The following is a 23029-nucleotide window of genomic DNA, read 5'->3' on the forward strand; positions in this document are numbered from 1 at the left end:
AAAATGAAAGCACATACAAGAGAAACACAGGCAACAATGACACCTCAAAAGTCATTACAATATTTAAAAGAAGGTAATCAAAGATTTCAAAATAATTTAAAAGCCAATCGTAACTTATTAGAACAAGTTAACGATACAAGTGAAGGGCAATTCCCTTTTGCGACCATTCTGAGTTGTATAGATTCAAGGGTATCGGCAGAACTGGTTTTTGACCAAGGTTTGGGAGATATTTTTAGCGTTAGAATCGCTGGAAATTTTGTAAATGAAGATATTTTAGGAAGTATGGAATTTGCGTGCAAATTAGCTGGAACTAAGCTAATTGTTGTCTTGGGCCATACCAGTTGTGGGGCTATTAAAGGTGCATGTGACAATGCTAAAATGGGAAACCTTACCAAACTAATAGAAAAAATAACCCCCGCAGTTAATGCTGTTTCTGAGCCTTCGGATGTTAACAAAAGAAACTCAAAAAATGGAGAGTTTGTAGATACCGTTGCTAAAAAAAATGTAGAACTTACAATAGATAGAATTCATGCCGAAAGCCCCATTCTTTCTGAAATGGAAAAGAATGGAGAAATAATGATAATCGGAGCTATGTATGATATCAATACAGGAGAAGTAACATTCTTTGAATAAAGACAAAGTAGATTTTAAACATATTATGAAATCGCTCCAACTAAGTTTATTTTTAGTACAAACCAATAAACTTGAGTGATTGCATGTGACCATTGAAAAACAATAAAATTTACACATGAAAAAGAAAATAGGTATGGTAGCGTTAATGTTATTTTTAACGCTACCTAACTTTTTAAAGGCACAAGACAGTGATTTTGGTAATTGGTTAATTTATTTTGGGAATAAAAAATTAGACTCAAAATGGAATATACATCATGAAGTTCAATACCGAAACTACAATGCTATAGGTGATTTAGAACAATTACTTTTAAGAACTGGTTTAGGATATACTTTTAATGAGGGAAAAAATAATGTTTTATTAGGATATGGGTATATTCTCTCTGAAAATTACATAAATAATACCAATGACAAGTTAAGCATTAATGAACATAGAATTTTTCAGCAATTTATTTCCACTCAAAACATAGGTTCTGTTAAGTTGAGCCATAGGTACCGTTTTGAACAACGTTTTATAGAAGATGATTTTAAAATGCGTTTTCGCTATTTTCTAGGTTTAAATATTCCTTTTAAAAGCACCAGTCCGTTTTATTTTTCGGCTTATAATGAAATCTTTTTAAATACTAAAAGTGCTATTTTTGATAGAAACCGATTATATGGTGGCATTGGTTATCAATTAAGTGAGAACATAAGATTGGAAGCTGGATATATGAACCAATATTTTGAGACCTCTGGTAGAGATCAACTAAATTTAATGGCATTTGTTACACTATGATAAAAAATCACAAAAAAGCGAACTTCTCAGTTCGCTTTTTTTATTTAGTTTCTCTCATAAATTCTTCTACCTTTTCAACCATATTTTTACTTCCGCAAATAAACGGCACACGTTCATGCAATTCGGTGGGTTGTATGTCTAAAATTCTATTAAAACCATCACTAGCTTTTCCTTTGGCTTGTTCTGCTATAAATGCCATGGGATTACATTCGTACAACAAACGTAATTTTCCATTGGGATTTTTAGAACCTTGTGGATACAAATAAATGCCTCCTTTAATCATATTTCTATGAAAATCGGATACTAAAGAGCCAATATATCGTGATGTATAAGGTCTATCATCTTCCTCTCTTTGGCAATATTTAATGTAATTTTTTATGCCTTGAGGAAACTGAAGATAGTTGCCTTCATTCACAGAATAAATATAGCCGTTTTCTGGAAATTGCATATTTGGGTGTGATAAATAAAAAGAGCCAATGGCAGGATTTAAAGTAAACCCGTTGACCCCATCTCCCGTGGTGTAAACAAGCATCGTAGACGTACCATAAATAATATAACCAGCAGCAACCTGTTTACTGCCCTTTTGTAAAAAATCTTCAAGGGTTACAGGTGTTCCAACTGGCGTGATACGCCTGTAAATAGAAAAAATAGTCCCTACAGATACATTCACGTCAATATTTGAAGAACCATCCAATGGGTCTATCAACACCACATATTTATTTTGATGGTTTTCATCTTGGCTATTCACCGAAATAAAATCGTCTTCCTCTTCACTGGCAATACCACAAACGATGTTTCTTTTTATTAACGTTTGAATAAACTTTTCGTTAGCATAAACATCTAATTTTTGTTGGTTTTCTCCTTGAATATTGACATCTCCAGCCGCTCCAATTATATCAACCAATCCTGCCTTATTAACATCATGATTTACTATTTTTGCGGCTAGTCTGATGGAGTTGAGAAGGCTTGATAATTCGCCTGAAGAATATTTAAAAGAGGTTTGGTTTTCAATAATAAATTCTCCTAAAGTTTGTATTTTTTGAGACATGGATTGGTTTTTTAGTACTACAAATATCAACTATTTCTTTATGAACTACAACGTTTTCGCTACAGATTCATCTCTAACATATTCAAGTTTAAACTATCTTTGAATTAATAGAAAAATATTATGGGTTTCACAATTAGAAAGGCAAAAAAAGAAGATATGGCAGAAGTTTTTCAACTAATTAATGAGTTGGCTATCTTCGAAAAAGAACCTGATGCCGTACAAATTACCATTGCCGATTTAGAAAATGATGGCTTTGGCGACTTTCCTCAATTCGACTGTTTTGTTGGTGAAATAGATTCTAAAATTGAAGGCATTGCATTATTTTACAATAGATACTCCACTTGGAAAGGCAGAGCTTTACATTTGGAAGATTTAATAGTAAGAGAAAACAAAAGAGGCACTGGATTGGGCACGGCACTTTTAGATGAAGTTGTAAAATATGGTCACCTATTAGGCGTAAAACGAATTAATTGGGAAGTATTGGATTGGAATGAGCCAGCCATCACTTTTTACGAAAAAAAAGGCGCTAACGTGATGCGCGATTGGAATGTGGTTCATCTTAATGAACAAGGTATAAAAGATTATATTTCAAAATTATAATATGCAAGTATTTAAGTTTGGTGGTGCTTCTGTAAAAGATGCCAATGGCGTTAAAAATGTGGCGTCGGTTTTACAAAAAGTAGGTTATAAAAACACCTTGATTGTGGTTTCTGCCATGGGAAAAACAACCAATGCACTAGAGGTTGTTATCAATAATTATTTCAACAATAAAAAAGAGCTTCAAAGCGCCATTCAAGACGTAAAAAAATACCATAATGCTATTTTATTGGATTTATTTGATGATGAAAAGCATCCTTCATTTAAAAAAATAGCGGCTCTTTTTGATGCATTACGCAGCTTTTTAGAGATCAATAAATCGCCTGATTACAGCTTTGTTTACGACCAAGTGATTGGTTATGGCGAGTTGGTTTCTACCGTGATTATAAGTGAATACTTCAATCATATTGGTATAAAAAATAATTGGGTTGATGCTAGGGAGCACATTAAAACCGATAATTATTACAGAAGAGGCAACGTGAATTGGGAAGAAACCCAAACCCTCATTACAAAACATTTTAATAAGTCCGTTTTAAACATTACGCAAGGATTTATAGGTAGCGATGCCAACAATTTCACCACGACGCTTGGAAGAGAAGGAAGTGATTACACCGCTGCTATTTATGCGTATTGCTTAAATGCAGATAGTGTGACGATATGGAAAGATGTCCCCGGTGTTTTAAATGCCGACCCGCGTTATTTTGAGAATGCTCAATTGCTTAATAAAATATCCTATAGAGAAGCCATAGAATTGGCGTTTTATGGTGCTTCGGTGATTCATCCAAAAACATTGCAACCTTTACAACAAAAGGAAATCCCTTTATATGTTAAGTCATTTTTAAATCCGGAAGCCCCTGGAACGATGGTTGGAAAAGAGCTTATTTTAGAACCTAATATTCCATGTTTCATTGTTAAAAAAGACCAAGTTTTAATTTCATTATCGTCATTGGATTTTTCATATATTGTTGAAGAAAACATCAGCGAAATTTTCAGTCTGTTGCATACTTATAAAATGAAAGTGGATGTCATTCAAAATTCGGCCATTAGTTTTTCTGTTTGTGTGGATAATATTTATAATAATCTTGACAAATTATTACTTCATTTAAAAGCGAAATTCAAAGTAACCTGCCATGAACATGTATCGCTTTATACCATCAGGCATTATAATGAAAACGCCATCAATCAGTTAGAAAAAGGCAAAACCATTTTATTAAAACAACTCACCGAGGGCACAGTTCAAATGGTTACTACATAGGCTTTTTGTAGATTTTTATTCTCTAATACTAACTGGTTTTGTAGAATAAAAACTAATATAGTGTAGTGCCATGAAGTGATAAAAATGAAAAAAAATGATTAGGTTTGTGCATGTCTAAAAAAGAAGATATAGGTTTAGTTTCGGCAAAGGAAATAGCCAAAGTCATAAACGTTGATAACTATGGTTTTATAGGAACGTTTATTGGTTGGATATTAATGAAGGTTTTAAAAATATCTACACTAAACAAATTTTACACCCGAAATATGCATCTTAAAGATGTTGAATTTCTGGATAGTATTTTAGATGAGTTCCAAATTAAATTTGAAATCCCCGAAGAAGATTTAAAGCGTTTACCAAAAGATGGTGCGTATATCACGGTTTCCAACCATCCGCTTGGTGGTATTGATGGTATTTTACTTTTAAAATTAATGTTGGAAAGGCGAAAGGATTTTAAAATTATTGCCAATTTTTTACTGCATCGTATAGAGCCCATGAAGCCTTATATTATGCCCGTAAATCCTTTTGAAGACAGGAAAGATGTAAAATCCAGTGTCTCTGGTTTTAAGAATGCTATTTTACATTTAAGAAATGGTTCGCCTCTGGGTATTTTCCCTGCTGGAGAAGTTTCAACATATAGAGATGGGAAATTAGTGGTTGATAGACCATGGGAAGAAGCCGCTATGAAATTGGTAAAAAAAGCTGAAGTCCCAGTGGTTCCTATTTATTTCCATGCTAAAAACAGTCGTTTGTTTTATAAACTTTCCAAGATTAGCGACACCTTAAGAACCGCTAAATTACCTTCGGAAGTATTATCACAAAAACGTCGGGTTATTAAAGTGAGGATTGGAAAACCTATTTCGGTTGCCGATCAAAAAGAATACACAACCCTTGAAGAATTTTCAGAATTCTTAAGGCGAAAAACCTATATGCTTTCTAATTCTTTTGAAGATAAATCGAAAATTCTAGACAACATTTCATCTACATTAAAAACACCTAAAATTCCGAAACGTATCGTGACCCCTGTGAATGTGGATGTTATGGAAAAAGAAGTTGAAGTGCTTCGTAAAAACGATTCCAGACTTTTACAAAGTAAAAACTATGAGGTGTTTTTTGCCAAACCAGATGATATCCCAAATATTTTAAGGGAAATTGGTAGGTTACGTGAAATCACCTTTAGGGAGGTGGGCGAAGGCACTAATGAGTCTATAGATTTAGATGCGTTTGACACTTATTATTACCACATGTTCCTTTGGGATAACGACCATAAATTAATAGCTGGTGCTTACAGAATGGGCTTGGGCTCTAAAATTTTTGAACGCTATGGTATCAACGGTTTTTATTTGCAGGATTTGTTTAGGTTCGAGCCGGAGCTTTATAAAATGATGAGCCAATCCATAGAAATGGGTCGTGCATTCATCATTAAAGATTATCAACAAAAACCCATGCCTTTATTTTTACTGTGGAAAGGTATTGTGCATATCACGTTGCGACATCCAGAACATAAATTTTTAATTGGTGGTGTAAGTATCAGCAATCAGTTTTCAAATTTCTCAAAATCGTTGATGATTGAGTTTATGAAATCGCATTATTACGACCCCTATATTGCCCAATATGTGCATCCTAAAAAGGAGTTTAAAGTGAAGCTGAAGGATGCCGATAAAGATTTTGTTTTTGATGAAACCGAAGCCGATTTAAACAAATTCGATAAGGTTATTGATGAAATAGAACCAGGTGCGTTACGTTTGCCTGTACTACTCAAAAAATATATTAAACAAAATGCACGCTTGGTCGCATTTAATGTCGACCCTTTATTTAACAATGCGGTAGATGGCTTAATGTACATTAAAATAGCCGACTTGCCCGAAAGTACCGTACGCCCTGTTATGGAAGAGTTTCAAGCAGAATTGGAACGTAAGTTTATGGAGAATACCGAAGGTTAACTTTTGCTTTCATCTGTTCTTTATAAGAAAATCCCTTAACAATTCTTTTTTTACTATATTGCTTTGATTTTCAGATAATAATGAGGTATTTTATTTTCACTTTATTAATCTTTTCTATAGGCAATTTTTATTGCCATTCTCAAACTATTACAGGTACCGTCATTGATTATAACACCCAACAGCCTCTTGAAGCTGTTTCTATTTATTTTGATAATACAACCATTGGAGCCACCACCAATGCTGAAGGAAAGTTTAGCATTTCGTATAATGATGCCATACAATCCGTTTTAATAATCTCTTATTTGGGTTATCAAAAAGAAGTGATTTCAGATTATAGAGCTCAAAATAACATCACTGTATTACTTAAGGAATCCATCGATTTATTGGATGAAGTCGTTATAAACGCAGATGACGGTTTAACCAGAGAACAAAAACTTAAAATTTTTAGAAGGGAATTTTTGGGGAAATCAACATTTGCCAATTCGTGCAACATATTAAACGAGAAAGATTTGATTTTGCGCTATTACAAAAATGAACGGAAATTGAACGCGAGCTCAAAAGTTCCTATTATTATTCGAAATAACAGTCTTCAATATGAAGTGTCTTATGATATAAATGTGTTCGAAATTGATTTTATAAATGTGAAAGTAACAAACGATTATGAAGTTTTCGATGTGAAAACCGTAATCTACGAAGGCTCCGTTTTTTATAAAGATCTTGAAAATTATAATGAGCGAACTGCTAAAAGAAATAGAGACAAAGCCTATAAAGGCTCCGTATTAGAATTTATTAGAGCCATTTACAACGACGAACTAAATACTAAAGGCTACCAAATTTTTGATAAAAAATTTCTAGTGTCTCCAAGTGACCTCATCATCATTACCCCAAGTGAAAATCCCGATTTAAAAAAGCTGACTTTAAAAAAACCAATTACAATTGTGCAGAATAAAGAACGCTCTACTATGACCTTGCATATTCCTGAAATTCTAATAGATAAATATGGGAATTTTTCGAATTCTACCAAGGTTGAGTTTGCAGGATATATGGCAAATCAACGCGTGGGCGACTTGGTGCCATTAGATTATAATTTGGGAAAATAAAAAAACCGCTGAAACTAATTTCAACGGTTTTTTTTATTATTCTTAAAATCTTTTTTATTAAAACCAAGGTTTTCTACCTACCTGATATGTTCTGTAAAATTCTTCATCAGATTTGGTTAGGTAAATAATACCTTCAATAAAAGGTATTATTCCAGCAATGCCACATGTTACAATACTAATAATTATCTGTATAATCCCTTCTTTGGTATACCCTAAAATAAATTTATGGATTCCTAAAGAACCTATCAAAATAGCTAGAATTCCTGCAACAAGTTTTTTATTCTCGGCCGAAACAACTCTATCCGCTTCGTGAACAAACTCTTTAGCACTTTCTTTAGCATCATTTACCATCTCGTTGATATCGTCTTTTAAATTTTTTTCGTCAGACATGTTTTTTGGTTTTTTGGTTAGACATATAAAGGTAATAAAAAATCGAATTGGTTTGTAAACTACTCATTATCTTAATAATAAAATAATACCTCCAATGGCCGTAACAATAAAAATAAAACGCCTGTAATTCACATTAGATATTAGTTTAACAATGTAAGCGCCTATAAAAAATCCTATCACTACTGCTGGAACCAACACCGAATTCAACACCAATGTTTCCACAGTTACGGTATTCCAAATGAATATATGAAAGGGCAGTTTAAACACATTGATGATGAAAAATAGCCACGCACCCGTACCAATAAACTCATTTTTTGGCAACCTGATAGCTAAAAAATAAATATCGGCAATCGGGCCAGCCAAATTGCCAATCATACTGGCAACGCCGGCCATAAAACCAGAGCTATAGGCGAATAATCTATTATTGGGGATACTGGTTTTTCGGTTTTCCGTATAGACCATAATAAGTACAGAAAATATGATAATAATGGCCATGATTCTTTTAAAAACCAGCTCTGAAATATCATTACCCAACCAAACACCTACCAATACGCCAATGACCATAGATGGCAATAACTTGATGATGTATTTCCATTGCACGTGTTTATTATAATAAATAACCGCTAAAATATCGGCAACTATCAACATAGGAAGCAAAACACCTGTAGACGCTTTTTCACCAAAAACAAAGGCCAATATTAAGATGATAACAATCCCAATGCCTTTTATCCCCGATTTTGAAGCCCCTAATAAAATACCTGCTAAGCCAATGGCTAGCCATTGAAAAACTGATAACTGGAAGGACTGAAGAATGTGTGTGTAATCCAATAGGACGTTTAATTATTTTTTAAATGTTTTTTCATAGATTGAAATCCATTCTTCTGATGTTATTTTTTTGCATAATGCTGCCAACAATTCATAAGGAATATCATCAACGTATTTAAAACGAATACAGCTTTTACCCATATCGAGTTTACGTTTGCTGTGTTTAGGAAATTCAGCCACAAACCAATCGTGCAATTCAGGGTTTGCATACATGCCCATGTGATAAAAATTAATGGCATTTTTTTGTGACGCGATGCTCAAAAAAGGTAACGGTAATTTTGGGTCGCAATGGTACCCTTTTGGATACAGCGTATGTGGCACATAATAACCAATCATCCCATAACTGATGCCTTCTTCAAAACCATTTGGCAAATTATTTTTAATAACCTGTCTTAACTGGCTAATAGGTTCTTTCCTGTCTTCTGGCAGCTGGTTGATGTAATCCTCTGGTGAATCTGCTTGATACTGCATGTTAATATTTCTGCTGAAATAAAGGTATAATAAATCCGGGCATTAAAAAAACGGCTTTATTATTTATTGTAGGATGTTTGTGTTTGTGGGAAAATTTGTTGAACTTCGCTTAATGCTCGAAACATTAAAGCGATTTCATATCATTATAGTTGACTGTTATGTTAAAGAACTACAATGAGACATTCAAACATTAGTATTTACATAAACCCGACCTTAAAATTTGTATTTTTGAGACCTAAATGGCAAACAAAGCATTCATAACACCAAATGTTCTAAAATGGGCAAGAGAATCGGCAAGAATGACCGAAGAAACTGCTGCTGCGAAAGTTTCTGTGCCTGTTGAGAAGTTTAAGGAATGGGAAGAAGGAACCAATCAACCAACCATTCGTCAAGCACAGACATTAGCCAAAGCATATAAAAGACCTTTTGCGTTGTTTTTTTTACCTGAAATTCCTCGTGACTTTCAGCCACTTCAAGATTTCAGAAAATCAGGTTCAAAGACATTGACAACTTCATCCATTTTTATCATTCGAGAAATTCAACAAAAGCAAGCTTGGATTAGTGATGTATATTCAGAAAATCACGAAGAAAAATTGTCCTTTGTTGGTCGCTTCTCAATAAAAGACAATCCTCAAGTAGTTGCAAAAGATATTCTTGACACTTTAAAGATAAATCCTTCATTATACAAAACAGAAAATCCTATTAAAGAATGGATTGATGCCGCAGAGAAAAACGGTGTTTTCGTTTCAAGAACAAGCTTTATACACTCTCGACTTAAATTAGATTCAGAAGAGCTGCAAGGTTTTGCAATTGCAGACTACCTTGCTCCTTTTATTTTTCTAAATTCTGATGATTGGAATGCTCCACAACTTTTTACACTAGTTCATGAATTAGCACACATTTGGATTGCTGAAACTGGCATTTCCAACGAAGTTGAACCTAACTTAAAGCACAAAGACAAATTTCATCCCGTAGAATTGTTCTGCAATGAAGTAGCAGCAAATGCTTTAATGCCAAAAGAAACAGTTTTCAGTTTTGATATATCATCATTTCAAAATTCAAAAGATATTTTCAAAATCGCCAAACAGTTAGGCGTTAGTTCTTTTGCTTTATTGGTTAGAGCTTTAAATCTTAATATTATTTCAACTCCTACTTATCAGAAACTCAAAAAACAAGCAGATATTGATTATGCTCAATACTTAAAAAAAGAAGCAGAGAAAAAAGAAAAACAAAAGGAAAAAGATAAACCGGGTGGACCGAATTATTTTTTGCTTCAATTAAATAGAAACAGTAGACTCTTTACCCAAACTGTTTTAGATGCTTTTCGTGGTGGGTTTATTGAGCCGACATTGGCAAGCAACTTATTAAATGTTCAAGTAAATAAATTTCAAAAACTAGAATCCCAATTATTTAGATGAGCATGACGGCAAACAAATATTGTTTGGATGCCAATGTGTTAATCCAAGCATGGCAAAAATATTACAATCCAAAATTTTGCCCCGATTATTGGAAATTATTGATAGAACTTGGCAAACAAAATAGAATTTTTATTCCCGAATTGGTTTATTTAGAAATAACGAGAACAGAAGACGACCTTTCAAAATGGTTAAAAGGAAGTAAAATTTCAATCAACAAAATAAGTGAGCCTATTACTATATGCTTACAAAAAATTTATTCAGCTGATCCAGCACATAAAAACTTGGTTGACAACACTAAAGCTCGGTCATTGGCAGACCCTTGGGTAATTGCACATGCTCTGCATGAAAATGCAACAGTTGTAACAAAAGAAGAAAAGGTTACAGCTTTAAATTCTAACAGAATTAAAATCCCTAACGTTTGTGACAATATGGGAATTAGATGGATAAATGACTTTCAATTTATTGACGAGTTAGACATCAAATTCCAATGTTCATTACCTTAAATAACACTCGAAGATTAGAACCAAAAATGAAAACCGCCTAAAGAAATAATATCTTTAAACGGTTTCCAAAACTAAATAACCAACCAAAAATTTATGCTTAAACCCGTGTACTCTCTCTAGGGTTATCAACTTTATCGTTTTTAAACTTACGCAACTTCTCTTTTTCTGTCGCTGTTTTACCTTTAGTGTCACCTTCTTTTAAATATTGAATGTAACCTCTACCAACAAACTCATATACCGTTCCAGAACTTGGGTGATATAATTCTATCTTTCCATCATTAATAACGCTCAATTCAAAATGTTCATTGTTGAAGAAATCATAATCTAATGTTAAAGTTTTTAAATAGAAATTACCACTAATGTTTCCAACGCCATACAGTCCGGTGTAATCCCAATACAAATTATTAACATTTCTACCATTGGCATCTTGTGAACTTCTAAATTCCGAGTCATTTCCGCCAGCTAAAAATTGTAAATAATTTTCGTTATCAAATTCGTTGATGACTCCAAAATTACTGGTATATACTTTTTCCCAAGCTACGTATTCTTGCAAGAAGTAATGAATGTTATCATAAAACACAAAATCATAATCAAAATTGCTACGTTGGTAGCCATCTAAAAAGTAAGATGTGTCGTTATTTGGGTTATATAATTCTATGGTATTATTATCTATTTGAAACACATCAAACGTTTCAAACCCATCAATATCATGGTAAACATCTAAAATCATATTATAAGCATCGTAACTTGCTACATCTATACCAAATCCATTTCCGCTAGAGCCAATCCCCACTAAATTATTGTTGGCAAACATGGTTCCATTTCTAAAAGATATGGTGAATGCCTTTTGTAAAAACGGTGTGGTTCCGTAGCCTATGGTTCTATTAATATCTACATACCACAATTCATAAGAATTCAATAATTGGTTTATAGATATGGTTGGTTGTGGATTATAATCATCAACGATCACATCCGTAGAACACGAAGTAAAAAGGGTTGTTGCCAGAGCAACGCTTAAAAGTAATTTTATAGTCTTCATAACCATACATTTTAGGAATTATACTAACTAGATTTCAAAACGCGTGCCAAAAATTTTTCGTTAATACTATCTTCATCTGCCTCTCAATAATATTTTATGTATTTTTGAAGTATTGTGAATTAAACTATGTTATGGAAACGCCTTTAAAATATGCTGTTTTTGGTGCTGGTAGTTGGGCCACGGCGATTGTGAAAATGCTTTGTGAAAATTTAGATGAAGTGGGTTGGTACATGCGTAGCGTGTCTACCAAAGAGCATTTGCTGCGCGAACAGCATAATCCTAATTATTTAAGTTCGGTGGAATTTCATTTGGAACAACTGAAACTGAGCAATGATATTAACGAAATGGCAAATTATGCCGATGTGTTGATTTTTGTGATTCCTTCTGCCTTTATGCATAGCGAATTGGAAAAACTGACTGTTGATATTTCTGAAAAAACCATCGTGTCGGCCGTTAAAGGGATTATGCCTGAAAGTGGCTTGTTGGTAGGTGAACATTTTCATGAATTTTATAAAGTACCTTACGATAATATTGCCGTGATTGCCGGACCTTGCCATGCCGAAGAGGTGGCGTTGGAACGTTTATCATACCTAACCATTTCATGTTCGGATGCCAAAAAAGCAAAAGCCATTGCCAAAAACTTAGCAAGCGATTATATAAAAACAAAAATTAGCGATGATATTATTGGTGTTGAATATGCCGTAATGCTAAAGAATATTTATGCCATTGCTGCCGGCATTGCTCACGGATTGGGTTATGGAGATAATTTCCAGAGTGTGCTAATGAGTAACTCGATACGTGAAATGAAACGCTTTATTAGGAAAATGCATAAGATGAAACGTAATATTAATAATTCGGCGTATTTGGGCGATTTGTTGGTTACTGGCTATTCCATTTTTTCTAGGAATCGCATGTTTGGCAATATGATTGGCAAGGGTTATACGGTTAAATCGGCAATGATGGAAATGAGTATGGTTGCCGAAGGATATTATGCTACCAAAAGTGCGCATTTACTCAATGAAAAGAACAAACAAAAAACTAAACTTCCTATTATAGATGCGGTTTATGAGATTTTATATGAAAATAAAAATCCGAAAAAAGTGTTTAAAAAGTTGACTGAGAAGTTGGATTGATTCGTCATTGCGAACGGAGTGAAGCAATCTTTTAAATACAAAACAATAAGATTACCACGTCTCAAAAAATATTCCTGGTAATGACGTTTAAATAATCATTTTACTAAAACACCCCTAACCTCCATCAAAGGAATAGATTGCAACGCTTTTAAATTAATCGTGTTTTTTCTAAACAGATAGGTTTTATCAAACATCTTGTTTCCTTCAAAAAAGGACACTTTAAATGTGTTGTTTAAGGCAAATAATTCTTCTTGCATCAATTCGATTTTAGCGTAACTTTTTTTAGGCAATACATCTAGTTTCTTTCTGAATGTGGAAGTAATTTTTTCTTCACTATAGCCAGTGGTAACAATAAGCACCATATCTAAATCGACTTCCTTATCGTTTATGATGTAGGCATTCCAATCGTTGGTTTTGTAAATGTCGTTATATTCGTAAACAACAGCCACATACACGCCTTCGACTTTTGGAATTTCAATATCTTTTTTCATGCCACAAAAATAGACGAATTATTCAAAATAAGCATTGGTGTAATTCGCACTCGAAATACCTTTTAAATTATGAATTATTAAATGCTGCAATAAAGCTTCATTTGTATATTTTTCAAATAAATTATTGATTTTATAAGCGATGTTATCTATTCTTAAAAAGTATAATTCGCAAACCAAATTTAAATCCACATCTTTTCTAATGAATCCATTATGTTGCGCTTCCACCAATAAATTATAAACGTTATCAAAAACCACGTTGTTTCTAAACATTTCAAACACCTCACTTGCTTTCGGATAATATTTTTTCAATCCGAATATAAATGAGGGTTTAAAACATTTAAAATACCCAAATCCGATTCTATAAATTTCTATAATCTTCACAATCGGGTCTGTTTCTTGAAGTAAAGCCGAATCCATATCGTATTTGATTTTTTCAATCAAAAACCCCACACTTTCCGATACTAAATCTTCCTTATTCTTGAAATAATTGTAAATCGTTTTTTTGGACATGCCCATTTCACTCGCCAGTTCATCCAACGTGAAACTCTTGCTACCAAACTTGGTGAAGTTTGTAATGGAACATTCCAAAAGTTCTGATTTACTAATCATCTTTTAGTTTTTATTTCCAACCACCACCAAGGGCTTCATATAAATTAACAACCGAAAGTAATTGCTGTAATTTACTGTCTATAACATTTAATTCGGCACTCAACTCGCTTTGTCTGGCGGTTAATAAATCCAAATAATTAGCATACCCATTTTTTAATAATTCTTCGGAATTGCTTTCGGCATTTCGCAAAGCCTCTACTTCATTTTGTCTGTACTCGAACTTTTTAGTTTCAGCAGTATAAGTATATAATGCATTCGATACTTCATTTCCAGCCACTAAAAGTGATTTTTTGAAGTTCAACAAGGCTTGTTCTTGTTGGGCTTTGGCGACTTCGTTTTGTGTTTTAATACGTCGCTGGTTAAAAATAGGTTGCGTTAAACCACCAACCAACGTAGCGAATAATGAATTGGCACTAAGCAATTCATCTAACTCCAAACTTTGAAAACCACCAGAACCCGTTAATGTTAATGAGGGATAGAAATTACTTCTTGCCACATTTGCTAACTCAAACGACTCGATTAAACCGTATTCGGCTGCCATAACATCGGGTCGATTACGCAATAAAGTTGCAGGTACGCCCAATTTTAAATCAGTATCAATAACTTGCACATCTATTTCACTTCTTTCAAAATGCTGCGGTGCTTTCCCCAACAAAATACTTAAGGTGTTTTCTGTTCTAAAAATAGCGGCTTCCAAATCCACTTGAAGGGCTTTGGCATTATTGTACTGCGCAATATTTTGGTCGACCGCTACCTGTGTGACTTGTCCGGCATCTTTTAAAGCTTTAATGGTTTCTACACTACTTTCACGAGTTGCAATCGTTTTTTCCGTGATGGCCAATTGGGCATCTAAAGCCAATAATTGATAATAGGTTGCGGCAATACTGGATATTAATTGGGTTTTCACGGCTTGATGTGCTGCGACACTTTGTAAATAGCCTGCTTGAAACGCGCGTTTATTGCTTCTAATTTTACCCCAGATATCGGCTTCCCAAGAAAGTGAACCAGATAGTTCATATTGGTCGATAGCACCATTAAAAAAAGAACCAAACTGACTGTTTCTTGCCAATTCTTGATGCGTCATCGTCGCCTTTGCTGTTAAGGTTGGCAAATAACCCGCTTTACCTTGTTTGAAATACGCTTCTGCAGAAATTATTTGTTGCAAAGCCACACGAATATCAATATTGTTCTGAAGGCCTTCTTCAATATATTGGTTTAAATAACTATCTGTAAATAGTGTTTTCCAAGATACATCTGCCATCGATATACTATCGGTTGGCAAATTATCCGTTCTGAATAAATTTTGGGTTTCAGCCAACTCTGGTCGCTCATATTCTTTGGCTACAAAACAACTTTGCAATGTAAAAGCCATGACAATAATGAGTATGGTCTTGCCAAAAAATGTGTGTTTTATTATAGATTTCATAGTGTTATTCTTCAATAGTTTTAATAGCTGGTTTACTTGAAATTCTTTCTTGTAACCATTGAAATAAAATAAATAGAATGGGGATGACAAATACACCCAAAATAGTACCAATAAGCATCCCTCCGGCAGCTCCCGTACCAATGGACTTGTTTCCTTCGGCACCAACACCTTTAGCCAAAGCCAATGGCATCAATCCTAAAATAAAGGCGAAAGAAGTCATTAAAATAGGTCGTAACCGTGTTTTGGCTCCAAGTATGGCAGCGCTGACAATTGCTTGTCCATTTTGCCTTCTTTGACGCGCAAATTCCACAATAAGAATCGCATTCTTCGCCAATAATCCAATAAGCATGATTAGGGCAATTTGGAAGTAAATATTATTTTCCAATCCTAAGAATTTCGTGCTTATATAAGCTCCAAATACACCGAAAGGTATTGAAAACACCACCGCAAGTGGCAAAATATAACTTTCATATTGCGCGCACAACAAGAAATAAACAAACAGAATACTTAACACAAATATGAATGTTGTTTGACTTCCTGCATTCACTTCTTCACGTGTTAAACCAGAATAGGAAACGGTATAATTATTTGGTAATTTAACCGCTTCTTCCTCAATGACTCTAATGGCATCACCGGTGCTATAGCCTGGATTTATAGCACCACTGATTGTTGCAGAATTAAATAAATTAAAACGCGTCACCGATTGTGGCCCATACACACGCTTTAATGTTATGAACTGGGTAATAGGTGTCATCTCACCAGAATTTGTTCTAACATACATGCTGTTTAATGAATTAACATCGGTTCTATCGTCTGGTAATGATTGGATATAGACACGAAATTGTTTTCCGAATCTTGAAAAATCAGATGCATAAACCCCTCCTATATAACCTTGTAGCGTAGAAAAAATGCTGTTAATAGGCACTCCCTTTTCCTTGGCTAAAGGTACATTCACTTCCATTTCATATTGAGGGTAGTTTGTGTTGAAAGCCGACTGTGCATATTGTATTTCTGGATGCTTCATTAAAGCACCCATAAACTCCTGATTGTAGTTACTCAATGCTGTAAAATCACCGCCAAATTTGTCTAGTAAATTGACTTCAAAACCAGCAGAATTACCAAATCCTTGAATACTAGGTGGAGCAAAAAACACAATATTTGCTCCCGGAATGGTTGCTGCAATCCCAAATAATTGTCCTGTGATGGCTGTGGTTGATAATGATGGGTCTTCACGCTCTTTCCAATCTTTCAATTTAACAAATCCTATCGCATAATTACTTCCATTACCGCTTAACAAACTTCGTCCCCTAACAAACGAAACCCCTTCTACTCCAGATATACTGTATGTTTTATTGTATAATTCTTGGGTTATTTCATTCGTTCTATCTAAAGAAGCGCCTGCTGGCAATTCAATATTAGCAAAAATGATTCCTCTATCCTCATTAGGAACAAATCCTGCTGGCGTTGTTTTAGATGCCCAAAAAATACCAACAACAACCAATATTAGCAAAACAGCTGAAATCCATTTTTGTTTATACAAAAATTGAAGTGATCTTCCATATTTTTCGACCGTAGCGTTAAATCCGCGATTAAAAAGGGCATGGAATCGTTGAATAGGGGTTTTATTTTTTAATTCCTCATCTTCACTATGGGATTTTAAAAGAAGAGCACACAAAGCTGGACTCAATGTTAAGGCGTTTACTGCGGAAATAAGAATGGCAATAATTAAAGTGACTCCAAACTGTTTATAAAAAACACCTGTTGGTCCTTCCACAAATGTCACGGGAATAAAAACCGCCGCCATAACAAGGGTGATGGATACAATGGCCCCAGATATTTCGTGCATAGCCTCCAAGGTTGCTTTTTTGGCATCTTTCTCGCCGTGATCTAACTTGGCGTGTACTGCTTCAACTACCACAATGGCATCATCTACCACAATACCAATGGCTAAAACCACGGCAAATAAGGTTAACAAGTTGATGGAATAGCCAAATAAATTCAGGAAGAAAAACGTTCCAATAATCGATACCGGTACCGCAATAGCTGGTATTAAAGTCGATCTGAAATCCTGTAAAAAAAGAAACACCACCAAGAATACCAACAAAAAGGCTTCTACTAGAGTGCTTACCACTTTATCTATCGATGCCGTTAAAAACAAACTGGTGTCGTATGGAATAAAAATATCCAATCCTTTTGGCAGGTCTTTTTTAACCTCATCTAAAGTGATTTTTATATTTTCAATAATCTCTTGAGCATTCGAGCCTTTTGTTTGAAAAACACCCATAAAAACGGCTGGTTTTCCTAAACTCATCGCTCCAGAGCCATAAGATTGTGCATCTAATTCAATAGAAGCCACATCGCTTAATCGCAACAACTCGCCATTCGGAAGTGCTTTTACAACAATATCGGCATATTGTTTTTCTTCCTTGAAACGGCCTTTATATTTTACGACATACGAGAACGCTTCACCACTATTTTCACCTAAAGCTCCAGCGGCTGCTTCTAAGTTTTGTTCTCTTAAAACCTCCGTAATATCTGAAGGAATTAAATTATGCGCCGCTAATTTTTCTGGTTTCAACCAAATACGCATGGCATAATCTTGTTGTGAAAACACACTCACATCGCCAACACCATTGATTCGTTGAAGTGCAGGAATCACATTAATCCTTAAATAATTCTGAATAAACGTAGCGTCATAATCCTCGTTATCTGAATAAAGCGACAAAAACATCAACGCACTGGTTTGTTGCTTTTGAGTAATGACACCAATTTGTTTTACTTCTTGGGGCAATAAAGCATTCGCCCTAGATACGCGGTTTTGAACGTTTACGGCGGCCACATCGGCATCTACATTTTGTTCAAAGTATACGGTAATATCCGCTCCTCCGTTATTGGATGCCGTAGAGGTAATGTAGGTCATGCCTTCAACCCCATTTATTTGCTCTTCAATGGGAATGATGACACTTTCTAAAACTGTCTCCGCATTGGCCCCAGGATAGGACGTCGTTACCTTTATGGTTGGTGGCGCAATATCTGGATATTGTTCTATGGGCAAGCTTGAAATACTTATAAATCCAAGCAATAATATTAGGATAGAAATAACCGTAGAAAGTACAGGTCTTTCAATAAATGTTTTTAACATAATGAGAAGGTTCTAGTTTTTAAATAATGGACTAATCGGCTTAATAATACTATCAAACGGAACGCTTTGTGGCGTAATAGGCATATCGTTTCTCAACTTTCCAATGCCACTTACCACAATTTTATCACCTGCTTTAACGCCTGATTCCACAACATATAAATTATCAACACGGCCTTTAATAGTGATTAAAGCAGAGGTAATGGTATTATTTTCACCCACTTTAAAAAGCACAATATGACCTTGTTGATCTAGGGTTGCAGCTTGTGGTACCACTATGGCATTTTCATAAACTACAGGGATTTGAATCCTTCCACTATTGCCATTGGTTAATAATTGATTCGGATTATTAAACACCGCCCTAAAACTTACTGTTCCGGTATTTCGGTTGATTTGTCCCGTGCTTGTTTGGATTTTTCCTTTTTCAGGATATACATTTCCGTTGGCCAATAATAAACTTACCTCTGGGAAATTGTTGATTTTTTCATCCAAGTTTTTCCCCTTTGTATTTTGTAAAAAGTTTAAATAATCGGACTCATTCAAATTAAAAAACGCATATACCTTTTGTATATCGCTAACGGTGGTTAAGGGCGTTTCATCATTTGGACTTACCAAAGAACCTTCCCTAAAATTAATAGCACCTACATAACCGTTAACAGGACTTTTTACCGTGGCATAATCAATATTGGCTGAAATACTGCTATAATTCGCTTTGGCTTGTGCTAAATTGGCTTTAGCAGTTTCCAATTGAACAGGGCTTATGATGTTTTTTTCAACTAGAGGAATTAATTTATCAACCTCAACTTGTGCGACATTAATTCGTGCTTTGGCAGCACCCGCATCCTGACTTAAAGATTGTGTTTCAAGCTTAAATAAAATTTGTCCTTTTTGCACTTTTTGCCCTTCGTCTACATATACTTTTTGAATGTAACCCGATACTTTTGCTCGCACATCACTATTTACGATGCCTTCTATATTGGTTGGATATTCCTGACTTCCCGTTACTGTTTTACTTTCTAATTGAGATACTGGAAACGGAGCAGCTTGCGTTTGTGCTGCTTGTTGGTTTCCATCTTTATTTCCACAGCTAGCTAATATAAACACTGTTAAACTTGGAATTATAATTGATTTTAGGTTGATTCTTTTCATTTTATAGCGTTAAATTTTACTTATGTTATTGGTGATTTTTGTTTTTAATTTTAAAATGGATTTTGTGGCTTCATCTAAAAACTGGATGTAATTATCATGAAACTCTAAATCGAATTTTGACGTTTCATCAGTCGTTTTGGAATTCATAGCTTCTTTATAATCCTTGATTTCCATGTGTAATTGTTTTTGTGTGGACCATGTTTCAATCATCGCATCAATGTTTTGAATGATGTTATCACTGTTCATGACAAAATACTTTTTACGGTCTCCCGCCTTAGTGAAATAGACAATTTTCTTTAAATCCTGTAGATGATTTAAATGAGTGGAGATGGTACTTTTGCTGGCACATAATATGGTTACTAAATCTTCAAAGGTGGTTCCTCGCTTTCCTGTTAATATAATGTATGATAAAATACGAGCAGCAACGGGAGCCAATTGGTCTTTGTTTTCAATAAAAACCCCAAGTTTTTCAACTAAAGCCTGTTTTTGTACGCATACGTTTTGGTTCATAATAAAAAAACTTAACCGCAAAATTAATAAAGGTTCGTTTTTATCCGAACTAAACGAAGTTAAATAATTGTTAAATAAAAAAACCGATAGGATTATCGGTTTTTTTATTTAAGTATTTCAAAATTATAAAAGCTATAGCTTAATAGTATTTTTATAATTTATTAAGAAAATATAATATTTGAAAGCGTATATAAAGATGTCAATATAATTAAAACTCCCACAATAATCATCATGGTTTTAGTCGGCAATCGTTTAGCAATATAAGCTCCGAAAGGTGCCGCCAATGTGCCACCAACAATAAGACCTAGAATAATTTGCCAACTTTGTATCCCCGTAAAATAGATGAGGATTCCAGCACTGAAATAAGTTACAAAAAATTCTGCCGTATTTACTGTTCCAACAACGATATTTGGCGTATTTCCTTGTTTTATAAGATTGGAAGTTACAATAGGCCCCCAACCGCCGCCGCCAATAGCATCTAAAAAACCCCCAAATGCAGCATAAACTGAGGCGTTTTTCAAATTAGTTTCAGTTTTTATGGCTTTCTTGAAAGCTTTTAAAAGAATAATAATACCTAAAATCATTAAATATACATTCACATAAGGCTTTATAATATTGCCATCTATAACCGAACCCAATAAATAGGCTCCGAGAGAAGCACTCAATACACCGGGAACTACAATCTTTAAAAACAATGCCTTATTGAAATTACCAAACCTGATATGGGACAATCCAGACACTCCAGTAGTAAACACTTCTGCAGTATGTACAGCGGCAGAAGCTAGTTTCGGTGATAATCCGAACCCTAATAAAACAGAATTTGAAGTGACGCCATAAGCCATTCCTAAAGCACCATCCACTGTCTGTGCCAAAAACCCAGCCAACAAAAACCAAAAAAATGTTTCATTGAATGTCAAATCTTCTGGCGATGCATTTGGCAAATACTTAATAAGCACAATAGCTATTAATAGAAGTTTTAAAGCAACAATAACAAGCGTAATGTGTCTTAATTTAATTTTTTCCATGGAGTGCTTATTTAATTTATCCTAATCATACCTTTTTAGTATAATTTAAGCAAAAGTACACTTTTTTTAATTCCTACGAAATAAGTAGAGATTATTTTTTACTTAGAGTTTTATAATGCTTTCTTTAAACTGATATTATTCAGAAACTACATACTAACCGCTGAATCTCGGATAAGCTAATTATTCGTTAGACCTCTCTTCATTTCATCCTTTAAAGTAGGGTTACAAAGTAGGAAACAAGTCCAAAAACGGCGCTAATACAAATCCAAGTTATCATTCCAATTTTAAAGCGATACATCGCAATAAAGGAGATTATTGTCCAACCTAATGTCATGCAGTCAAGTCCGTTAAGTGAAAGTTCTTTGGGAAATATGACGGCTTTACCTAAATAAATAGTGAGGTTGAGAACAACTCCCACAACTGCTGCCGTTACAAGCGAAAGTATTTCTTTTAATTTCTTATTTTCCTGAGTCCTTTCAATAAGGGGAGCTCCTGCAAATATGAACAGAAAGCATGGAAGAAACGTGTAAAATGTTGTTGTAACCAGCCCGAGTGTTCCCATTGCAATAGAACTTCCAAAGTGGTTATGTCCTGCCATAAAGCCAACAAACACTAATACCATAATTAAAGGACCGGGCGTTGTTTCGCCAAGTGCCAATCCGTCTATCATTTGAAGGTTTGTCAACCAATTGAATTCTTCAACGCTTACTTGTGCTACATAAGGTAAGACGGCATATGCGCCTCCAAAGGTTACAAAAGCCGCTTGCGTAAAAAACAATGATAATTTTTGCCAAAACTCAAAGTCAGACGTGAAAAAATAAAAAGCTATGATGGGTAATATCCAAAGCAAAGCACCTGTTAATACTTGTTTCCAAAATCGAAGTGGATTAAAACCAATGTTTTCAACAACCGTGTTTTTGTTAATGTAATATTCACTTTCATCCATATCCTTTTTAACTGAAAAACTTTTGCTCGCCTTAAAGAATTTTGGGAATATGTGTCGACTTAATGCTGCCAAAATAATAGCCCCCAATATGATTAAAGGAAATGACACATTAAAAAAGAAGATGCAAACAAAAGCTGCAAAAGCAACAAAATAGTGAAAAGGACTTAACAATGATTTTTTTCCAATCTTGATAAGCGCTAGGATTACAATGGCAATTACTGCCGGTTTAAGTCCGTTGAACATGGCATAAATCCATGGTACATTTCCATAAGAAACATAAATAACACTCAATCCAAGAAGAATAAACATAGAAGGAAGTACAAATAAAATTCCTGCTGCCAATCCGCCGCGAATGCCGTGAAGCAACCAACCAATATATGCTGCTAACTGTTGCGCTTCAGGACCAGGCAAAATCATGCAATAATTTAAAGCATGTAGAAATTTACTATCGCTAATCCATTTCTTTTTGTCAACGAGGTATTCATGCATAATAGCAATTTGTCCCGCTGGACCCCCAAAACTTATAAAACCGAGTTTTGTCCAAAACCTTACCGCCTCTTTGAATGTTGGTTTATCATTCATAAACTTATAAATATGTTAAATAGTCAAA

Annotated in this window: 22 protein-coding genes; 9 read left to right on the forward strand and 13 right to left on the reverse strand. The window is 34.4% G+C overall.

The genetic code is table 11. The features are described 5' to 3' along the window. Nucleotides 1–3 precede the first annotated feature (3 nt). A complete protein-coding gene (locus tag CDH50_RS02555) occupies nucleotides 4–633 on the forward strand; it encodes a carbonic anhydrase family protein (protein ID WP_100610309.1) in 630 nt (209 codons plus the stop codon). Nucleotides 634–748: 115 nt separating this feature from the next. Then, a complete protein-coding gene (locus CDH50_RS02560; RefSeq protein WP_232731940.1) occupies nucleotides 749–1405 on the forward strand; it encodes a DUF2490 domain-containing protein in 657 nt (218 codons plus the stop codon). A 40-nt stretch (nucleotides 1406–1445) separates the two neighbouring features. On the opposite strand, the gene fbp is transcribed toward CDH50_RS02560, so the two are convergent. Continuing rightward, on the reverse strand, nucleotides 1446–2453 hold the full coding sequence (gene fbp, locus CDH50_RS02565; RefSeq protein WP_100610310.1) for a class 1 fructose-bisphosphatase: 1008 nt from the start codon (nucleotides 2451–2453) through the stop codon (nucleotides 1446–1448). Nucleotides 2454–2573: 120 nt separating this feature from the next. Between fbp and CDH50_RS02570 the strand changes: the two genes are divergently transcribed. The 4 genes from CDH50_RS02570 to CDH50_RS02585 all read left to right on the forward strand — a co-directional run bounded on the left by CDH50_RS02570 (nucleotide 2574) and on the right by CDH50_RS02585 (nucleotide 7345). Continuing rightward, a complete protein-coding gene (locus tag CDH50_RS02570; RefSeq protein ID WP_100610311.1) occupies nucleotides 2574–3053 on the forward strand; it encodes a GNAT family N-acetyltransferase in 480 nt (159 codons plus the stop codon). Nucleotide 3054: 1 nt separating this feature from the next. Continuing rightward, nucleotides 3055–4305, forward strand: coding sequence for an aspartate kinase (locus CDH50_RS02575; RefSeq protein ID WP_100610312.1), 1251 nt, complete (start codon nucleotides 3055–3057; stop codon nucleotides 4303–4305). A 110-nt stretch (nucleotides 4306–4415) separates the two neighbouring features. Beyond that, nucleotides 4416–6245 carry a GNAT family N-acyltransferase gene (locus CDH50_RS02580; RefSeq protein WP_198513422.1) on the forward strand — a complete coding sequence of 610 codons (1830 nt, stop codon included), beginning with the start codon at nucleotides 4416–4418 and terminating at the stop codon, nucleotides 6243–6245. Between the two features lie 80 nt (nucleotides 6246–6325). Beyond that, nucleotides 6326–7345 (forward strand): carboxypeptidase-like regulatory domain-containing protein, encoded by a 1020-nt coding sequence (locus CDH50_RS02585; RefSeq protein WP_100610313.1) that lies wholly within the window; start codon nucleotides 6326–6328, stop codon nucleotides 7343–7345. A 57-nt stretch (nucleotides 7346–7402) separates the two neighbouring features. Here CDH50_RS02585 and CDH50_RS02590 read toward each other — a convergent pair whose 3' ends face one another. The 3 genes from CDH50_RS02590 to CDH50_RS02600 form a co-directional block, all read right to left on the reverse strand. Continuing rightward, nucleotides 7403–7735, reverse strand: coding sequence for a TM2 domain-containing protein (locus tag CDH50_RS02590; RefSeq protein ID WP_198513423.1), 333 nt, complete (start codon nucleotides 7733–7735; stop codon nucleotides 7403–7405). A 66-nt stretch (nucleotides 7736–7801) separates the two neighbouring features. Continuing rightward, the gene (locus CDH50_RS02595; protein ID WP_100610314.1) at nucleotides 7802–8563 is read right to left on the reverse strand and encodes a sulfite exporter TauE/SafE family protein; all 762 of its coding nucleotides are present in this window, start codon (nucleotides 8561–8563) and stop codon (nucleotides 7802–7804) included. Between the two features lie 12 nt (nucleotides 8564–8575). Next, the gene (locus CDH50_RS02600) at nucleotides 8576–9031 is read right to left on the reverse strand and encodes a DUF1801 domain-containing protein (RefSeq protein ID WP_100610315.1); all 456 of its coding nucleotides are present in this window, start codon (nucleotides 9029–9031) and stop codon (nucleotides 8576–8578) included. 299 nt (nucleotides 9032–9330) lie between these two features. Here CDH50_RS02600 and CDH50_RS02605 point away from each other — a divergent pair, with 299 nt between their 5' ends. Together CDH50_RS02605 and CDH50_RS02610 are read left to right on the forward strand one after the other, a co-directional pair. Next, nucleotides 9331–10449 carry an ImmA/IrrE family metallo-endopeptidase gene (locus CDH50_RS02605; RefSeq protein ID WP_232731941.1) on the forward strand — a complete coding sequence of 373 codons (1119 nt, stop codon included), beginning with the start codon at nucleotides 9331–9333 and terminating at the stop codon, nucleotides 10447–10449. A gap of 2 nt (nucleotides 10450–10451) precedes the next feature. Beyond that, nucleotides 10452–10952 carry a DUF4411 family protein gene (locus CDH50_RS02610; RefSeq protein ID WP_198513424.1) on the forward strand — a complete coding sequence of 167 codons (501 nt, stop codon included), beginning with the start codon at nucleotides 10452–10454 and terminating at the stop codon, nucleotides 10950–10952. 97 nt (nucleotides 10953–11049) lie between these two features. Here CDH50_RS02610 and CDH50_RS02615 read toward each other — a convergent pair whose 3' ends face one another. Continuing rightward, nucleotides 11050–11991 carry a nicotinic acid mononucleotide adenyltransferase gene (locus CDH50_RS02615; protein ID WP_100610589.1) on the reverse strand — a complete coding sequence of 314 codons (942 nt, stop codon included), beginning with the start codon at nucleotides 11989–11991 and terminating at the stop codon, nucleotides 11050–11052. Between the two features lie 131 nt (nucleotides 11992–12122). On the opposite strand from CDH50_RS02615, the gene CDH50_RS02620 reads away from it, so the two are divergent. Continuing rightward, nucleotides 12123–13124 (forward strand): NAD(P)H-dependent glycerol-3-phosphate dehydrogenase, encoded by a 1002-nt coding sequence (locus CDH50_RS02620; protein ID WP_100610318.1) that lies wholly within the window; start codon nucleotides 12123–12125, stop codon nucleotides 13122–13124. Nucleotides 13125–13219: 95 nt separating this feature from the next. Here CDH50_RS02620 and CDH50_RS02625 read toward each other — a convergent pair whose 3' ends face one another. From CDH50_RS02625 to chrA, 8 genes are all read right to left on the reverse strand, one after another. Next, nucleotides 13220–13615, reverse strand: a complete 396-nt coding sequence (locus tag CDH50_RS02625; protein ID WP_100610319.1) for a hypothetical protein — start codon at nucleotides 13613–13615, stop codon at nucleotides 13220–13222. An 18-nt stretch (nucleotides 13616–13633) separates the two neighbouring features. Further along, a complete protein-coding gene (locus CDH50_RS02630) occupies nucleotides 13634–14224 on the reverse strand; it encodes a TetR/AcrR family transcriptional regulator (RefSeq protein ID WP_100610320.1) in 591 nt (196 codons plus the stop codon). Between the two features lie 10 nt (nucleotides 14225–14234). Next, entirely contained in the window at nucleotides 14235–15650 is a 1416-nt protein-coding gene (locus CDH50_RS02635; protein WP_100610590.1) for an efflux transporter outer membrane subunit, read from the reverse strand. Nucleotides 15651–15654: 4 nt separating this feature from the next. Continuing rightward, nucleotides 15655–18792 carry an efflux RND transporter permease subunit gene (locus CDH50_RS02640; RefSeq protein ID WP_100610321.1) on the reverse strand — a complete coding sequence of 1046 codons (3138 nt, stop codon included), beginning with the start codon at nucleotides 18790–18792 and terminating at the stop codon, nucleotides 15655–15657. Between the two features lie 12 nt (nucleotides 18793–18804). Then, a complete protein-coding gene (locus tag CDH50_RS02645; RefSeq protein WP_100610322.1) occupies nucleotides 18805–19938 on the reverse strand; it encodes an efflux RND transporter periplasmic adaptor subunit in 1134 nt (377 codons plus the stop codon). Between the two features lie 9 nt (nucleotides 19939–19947). Then, nucleotides 19948–20448: a GbsR/MarR family transcriptional regulator gene (locus CDH50_RS02650; protein ID WP_100610323.1), complete on the reverse strand. Its 501-nt coding sequence runs from the start codon at nucleotides 20446–20448 to the stop codon at nucleotides 19948–19950. 161 nt (nucleotides 20449–20609) lie between these two features. Then, entirely contained in the window at nucleotides 20610–21473 is an 864-nt protein-coding gene (locus tag CDH50_RS02655) for a sulfite exporter TauE/SafE family protein (RefSeq protein ID WP_100610324.1), read from the reverse strand. A gap of 211 nt (nucleotides 21474–21684) precedes the next feature. Further along, nucleotides 21685–23001 (reverse strand): chromate efflux transporter, encoded by a 1317-nt coding sequence (chrA, locus tag CDH50_RS02660; protein ID WP_100610325.1) that lies wholly within the window; start codon nucleotides 22999–23001, stop codon nucleotides 21685–21687. Between the last annotated feature and the right edge of the window lie 28 nt (nucleotides 23002–23029).

The sequence above is a fragment of the Confluentibacter lentus genome, from assembly GCF_002806995.1.
Taxonomy (GTDB): Bacteria; Bacteroidota; Bacteroidia; order Flavobacteriales; family Flavobacteriaceae; genus Confluentibacter; species Confluentibacter lentus.